Source organism: Micromonospora sp. 4G55 (genome assembly GCF_016803375.1).
This window is the reverse complement of record NZ_JAEVHN010000430.1, coordinates 1-5,407: the sequence shown is the minus strand read 5'-3', so window position 1 is coordinate 5,407 and position 5,407 is coordinate 1. Positions and strand designations below refer to the sequence as shown.

Sequence of the window (5,407 nt, the reverse complement as noted above, 5' to 3'; positions counted from 1 at the left end):
GCGCGGGCGACCTTCACGACGGCCTTCTTGCGGTTCTGGCTGCCACGCTGTTTGCGGGACAGGTCTTGCTGCAACCGCTTGAGCTTGCGTGCGGCGCGGCGCAGGAACTTCGGGGCGGCCACCTTCGTGCCGTCCGAGAAGACCGCGAAATGGGTCAGGCCCAAGTCGATGCCGATCTCGGAGTCCGCGACCGGAAGCGGCTCGTCGGTGCTCTGCACGACGAACGAGGCGAAGTACCGGCCGGCCGCGTCCCGGATCACCGTCACCGACGACGGGTCCGACGGGAGGTTGCGTGACCAGCGCACCTCGACGTCGCCGACCTTCGGCAGCCGCAGCAGGCCGTTGTCCAGCACCCTGAACCGGGCATTCTTGGTGAACCGGATCGCCTGCCGGTTGTCCTTGCGTGAGCGGAACCGCGGCGGCGCCACCCTGCGGCCCTTGCGCTTGCCCGATAGCGAGACGAAGAAGTTGCGGTACGCCACGTTCAGATCCGCGAGGGCCTGCTGCAACACGACCGAGGACACCTCACCCAACCACGCCCGTTGCGGGGTCAGCTTGGCCGCGGTGACCCGCTTGGACAACTCGGCGTCCGACAGATACGGCAGACCCTCGAGCCGGGCCTGCTGCCGTGCCCGCAGCCCGTCGTTGAACACCACCCGGGCGCACCCGAACGACCGGGCCAGCGCGTCGCGCTGACTGGCGTCCGGGTACACACGATAGTTGTAACGAAGCTGCACCCGCGCACCGTACCATTGGCTTATGGCCGAACTCGAAGACATCCGCACAGGTAGACACTGCGTTTTCGCTCTGCACGCTCACTTGGTCTTCGTGACGAAGTTCCAGCACAAGGTGTTCAGCGACCGGCACCTCGCCCGAATGCAGGAGATCATGCGGGCGGTGTGCGCCGACTTCGAAACCGAGCTGGTCCAGTTCAACGGCGAGAACAACCACGTCCACCTGCTCGTCAACTTCCCACCCAAGGTCGCCCTGGCGAAACTGGTCAACAGCCTCAAGGGCGTGTCCAGCCGGCGACTCCGGCAGGAGTTCCCCGACCTACAGCGGCACTACTACCGGGCCAACAAACTCTGGACGGGTTCCTACTTCGCAGGCTCCGCCGGCGGCGCACCGCTAAGCGCCGTGCGTCAGTACATCGAGCAGCAAAACCGCCCGGTCCAAGGCACTGCTCGCACCTTGGCGGCCCTCCCAACGCGGGCCTTCACCCCCGGCCCTGAAGGGCAGAGCACTGGCCCGCAACCCGGGTAGCCCCTGGCGCAAGTCTCGCGGTCACCTCGGCGACCACTGGCACCCCGCGCGCCTGGCCGCCCACCGGATCCGGCTGGGTAGGGTGGGTGGCTGTTCGCGTCCCGCGGGAGGAAGACGATGACCGTGCAGCCATCCAGGCCCACGTTCGGCCTGGACGACTTCGGGCTGGACGACCGGATGCGACTGTTCGGTTACGTCACGGCGGAGAACCGATTCGCCTACCTGTGGCTGCTGCGGGCCTTCGACTCGGCGCGGTCCAGCTACCACGTCGTGCTGCACACCTCTGACGTGGCCGCAGCGCTGGCGGCGCTGCACGAGGCGAACGCCGACTGCCCGGATCCGGCGCAATTGGAGCTGCCGCGGCTGCTCGACGCCCTGGTGGACTGGGGGGTGCTCGACCGAGGGCAGGACGGTTCCCGGGCCACGACGTTGGCGGAGTACCGCAACCGACACTCGGTGTACCAGTTCACCGAGGCCGGGTACCGGGCCCACCGGGCGGTGGAGGCGGTGTTGTCGGCGAGCATGGACGACTGGACGCTGTCCCGGCTGGTCTTCGCCGATCTCCTGGCGGACCTCAACGCGCTCGCATCGGCCAACGAGGCCGGGGACGCGGAGGAGGTCTACCGCAAGTTCAACCGGCTGGACCGGGCGTTGGCCGACATCGCCGAGCGGGCTGCCCGCTTTTACCACATGCTGGGCGATCTGGGACGGACCAACGACGTGCGGCCGGAGGCGTTCCTCGCCCACAAGGACGCGCTGCTGGCTCACCTGCGGGATTTCCACGACGAGTTGCAGCGTTACACCCCCCGGCTACGCGCGGCGGTGCACGAGGTGGAGGCGACCGGGCTGGACCGGCTGATCGAGGCGGCCGCCGAGGCCGACGAGCGGCTTTTCCACACCCCGGTGCAGCGGCTGGATGACTGGCGGCGGCGCTGGACGGGGCTTCGGTCCTGGTTGGCGCCGCCGGGTCCGGAGCAGCTCAGCGAGGCGGACCGGCTGTCGGACGCCACCATCGCCGCGATCGGTGACGTCCTCGCCCTGTTGCGCCGAGTCACCGAGGCTCGCCGCGGCGGGGTGAGCCGGGAGTCGCAGCTGCGGCATCTGGCCGCGTGGTTCACCCACACCGGCACCCAGGAGGCCGCGCACGCCCTGTTCGACGTCGTGTTCGGCCTCGGCGCTCCTCGCCACGTCGGGGTGGCGCACCCGGATCCGGAGGCGATCACGAGCCGGCTGTCGTGGTGGGAGGCGCCGGCGGTGGAGCTGTCCCGCACCCTGGTGGCCACCGGTCGGGCACCCGGGCAGGGTCGGGGACGGCCGGCCCGGCTGGACCGGGTCGACGACCGCCGGCACCGGCTGCGCGGCGACCAGCTCGCCCGGGAGCGCCGGTTGGCCGACGCGGCGACGGCGCTGGCTGCTGAGGGGGTCACCGACGGCCGGTTGGACACCTCGCAGACCCAGGTCCTGCTGCGCCTGCTCGACATCGCGCTGGCCGCCCGGGTCGGCGGCACGGCCGCGGTGCCGCTGGCGGCCGCCGCGCACGGCGTCCGGCTGACCCTCACCCCGACGCCGGGACGGTTCACCACGGTGCGCACCGTCGACGGCCGGCTGCATCTGGACGGGTACGCGCTGACGGTCACCGCCGCGCAGCACACCGCGGTCCGCCGTCCCGAGCTGGTGCCGGCGTGACCGCGGAATCGGGCGCGCTCCGGCCGGCGGTCCACCGGTTCGCCGTCGATGTCCCGGAGTTGGAGTTGGCGGACTACCAGCGGGCCGTCCGGCTGATCTTGCGCCACCCGCTGATCACGGCGACCTGGCCCGACGAGCGGGCGCTGCCCCGGGTGCGGCGGTTCGCCGCCACCCTGCGCCGGGATATCGCCGAGGCGTTCGGGTACCGGCTGGAGCTGCACGGTTCGACGGCCCGGCTGGTGCGGGCGAAGGATCAGCTCGACGGCACCCAGCCGGCGGTGTCCCGCACCGGGCGGCCGTTCGACCGGCAGCGCTACGCGTATCTGGCGTTGTGCCTGGCGGTGCTGGGCCGCGCCGGGATCCAGATCACCCTCAGCGAGTTGGCCGACTCGGTGGCCGGTGACGCGAACCGGATCACCGGCCTGGGGCTGGATCCGGACCACGGCCCGGATCGGCGGGCGTTCGTGGACGCGGTCGGCTGGTTGGAGGAGCGCGGCGTGCTCCGGCTGGCCGACGGCTCAAGCGCCGCCTGGGCCAGTGACCCCGGGGCCGGTGAGGCGTTGTACGACGTCGCGCGGGACGTGGTGTTCGCGCTGTTCCGGCCGACCCGGGTGGTGCAGCACGTCGATTCGGTGTCGGCGCTGCTCGGCCGGGCGATGACCAGCAGCGGCAACGCCGAGCGCCGGCAGGCAGCTCAGGCGGCCCGGCGGGCGGTGGTGGAGTCGCCGGTCGTCTACCATGCCGACGTCGAGCCGGTGGTCGCCAACCATCTGCGCGGGTCGGCGCTCGCCGCCGACCTGGCCCGGTTGACCGGTTTGCGGGTGGAACGGCGGGCCGAGGGGGTGCTACTGGTGGACACCGCCGGGTTCACCGGGGAACGGTTCCCGGGCACCGGCTCGGTGGCTCAGGCTGCGGTGCTGCTCGCGGTGGGGATGGCCGACCGCGTGGTGGATCCGGATGGCCGTCGGGTCAAGCGGCTTGTCCCGCCTGACGGGTACGGCCGGCAGCAGGCGCTGGTGGGCCAGATCGACGCCGGCCTGCCCGCGGCCACGCTGGTGCGCCTCGACGACACCGGTTCGGTCGAGCCGTGGACCGCCGAGGACGAGGGCGGCCCCGACGAAACCGACGGCGGCGCCCGGTTGCCGTTCATCACCGACAGCTTCCTGCGTACCGCCGTCGGCGAGATCCTTCAGCGGTACGGGTCGGCGTTCGGTGCCCAGTGGCACGCCGACCCGGACCGGCTGCGCGCCGAGGCGGTGGCGCTGCTGGAACGGTTCGGCGCCGTGACCGCCGTGTCAGGCGGGGTGCTCGTCCGGCCGCTGGTGGGCCGTTACCGCCACACCGTCGCCGCGGTCAAGCCCCGCGCCGCCACCGAAACCCTCTTCTGACCTGACCTCGGGAAGTTGATCGTGATCGAGCAACGTGCCGTCCGCCGGTTCGCCCCCACCCGGGCCGGGATCATCAATCTGTGGGACTACCGGGACGAGGAGTTCGTCTTCGTCGACGGCTGGCTGGTGCTGCGCGGGCCGAACGGCTCCGGCAAGACCAAGGCGCTGGAGGTGCTGTTCCCGTTCGTCCTCGACGGGCGGATCGAACCCCGCCGGCTCAACCCGTTCGCCAGCGAGGACCGGACGATGAAGTCGAACCTGCTCTACCGGGGGCAGGAGGTCACCCACGCGTACGTGTGGATGGAGTTCGGCGACGGCGAGGAGTACGTGACGGTCGGCATCGGGTTGCGGGCGCACCGGCACGTCGACCGGGTGACCCGCTGGCACTTTGTGGTCGACGGTCGGGTGGGGGTGGACTTCTCCCTGCTGGACGCCGACGACCGGCCGCTGAACCGCCGCGACCTGATCGACCGGTTGGGTGTCGACGCGGTGCGGGACTCGGCCGAGGACTACCGGCAGCTCGTCGACGCCCGGCTGTTCGGCCTCGGTCCGGCCCGCTACGAGCAGCTGCTGGATCTGGTGCTGACCCTGCGTAAGCCGCAGCTGGCCAAGGACCTCAACCCGGTCGAGCTGTCCCGCACGCTGCAACGGGGGCTGCGCCCGGTCGAGGACCACCTGCTGGTGGAGGCCGCCCGCTCGTTCGACGACATGGAGGCGGTCGCCCGTACCCTCGAAGGGCTGGTGGCTGCGGATGCAGCGACGGCCTCATTCCTGACGGTTTACTCGACCTATCTGCGCACCCACGCCCGGGCGGCCGCTGACACCCTGACCGCCCGCCGCGACGCGGTCGCCACCCAGTCGGGCGCACTGGGCGACGCGCGCCGCACGGCCGACGCGGCGGCCGAGGCGGAGTCCGAGGCAGGCAAGCGGCTGCGGGCCGTCGAGGGCGAGCCCGGACGGCTCCGCGCCCACCTGGACAGCCTGAAGGCCTCGGCGGCCTACCAGTCCCACGAGCAGCTCGCCGACCTGGAACGGCACGTGCACGACCTGGGCCGAGGCGGCCGAGCGGG

At 71.7% G+C, this 5,407-nt stretch carries 3 protein-coding genes and 2 pseudogenes; 4 read left to right on the top strand and 1 reads right to left on the bottom strand.

Features of this window, described 5'->3' with window-relative positions:
* Positions 1 to 737 (bottom strand): transposase (locus JNW89_RS26525; RefSeq protein WP_238451048.1); only part of this gene is annotated, 737 nt, incomplete at its 3' end.
* 22 nt (positions 738 to 759) lie between these two features.
* Here JNW89_RS26525 and tnpA point away from each other — a divergent pair.
* The 4 genes and pseudogenes from tnpA to JNW89_RS26505 all read left to right on the top strand — a co-directional run.
* Positions 760 to 1,170, top strand: a pseudogene (gene tnpA, locus JNW89_RS26520) (IS200/IS605 family transposase); the annotation flags it as partial.
* Between the two features lie 210 nt (positions 1,171 to 1,380).
* Entirely contained in the window at positions 1,381 to 2,949 is a 1,569-nt protein-coding gene (locus JNW89_RS26515) for a TIGR02677 family protein (RefSeq protein ID WP_238451047.1), read from the top strand.
* A complete protein-coding gene (locus JNW89_RS26510; protein WP_238451045.1) occupies positions 2,946 to 4,337 on the top strand; it encodes a TIGR02678 family protein in 1,392 nt (463 codons plus the stop codon). Before JNW89_RS26515 ends, JNW89_RS26510 begins: the two co-directional genes overlap by 4 nt.
* Before the next feature lie 21 nt (positions 4,338 to 4,358).
* Positions 4,359 to 5,407: pseudogene (locus JNW89_RS26505) on the top strand (TIGR02680 family protein); the annotation flags it as partial.

Excerpts from the sequence above, each read along its gene's own strand:
- JNW89_RS26515 (WP_238451047.1), top strand. The coding sequence starts at position 1,381 with ATGACCGTGCAGCCATCCAGGCCCACGTTCGGCCTGGACGACTTCGGG.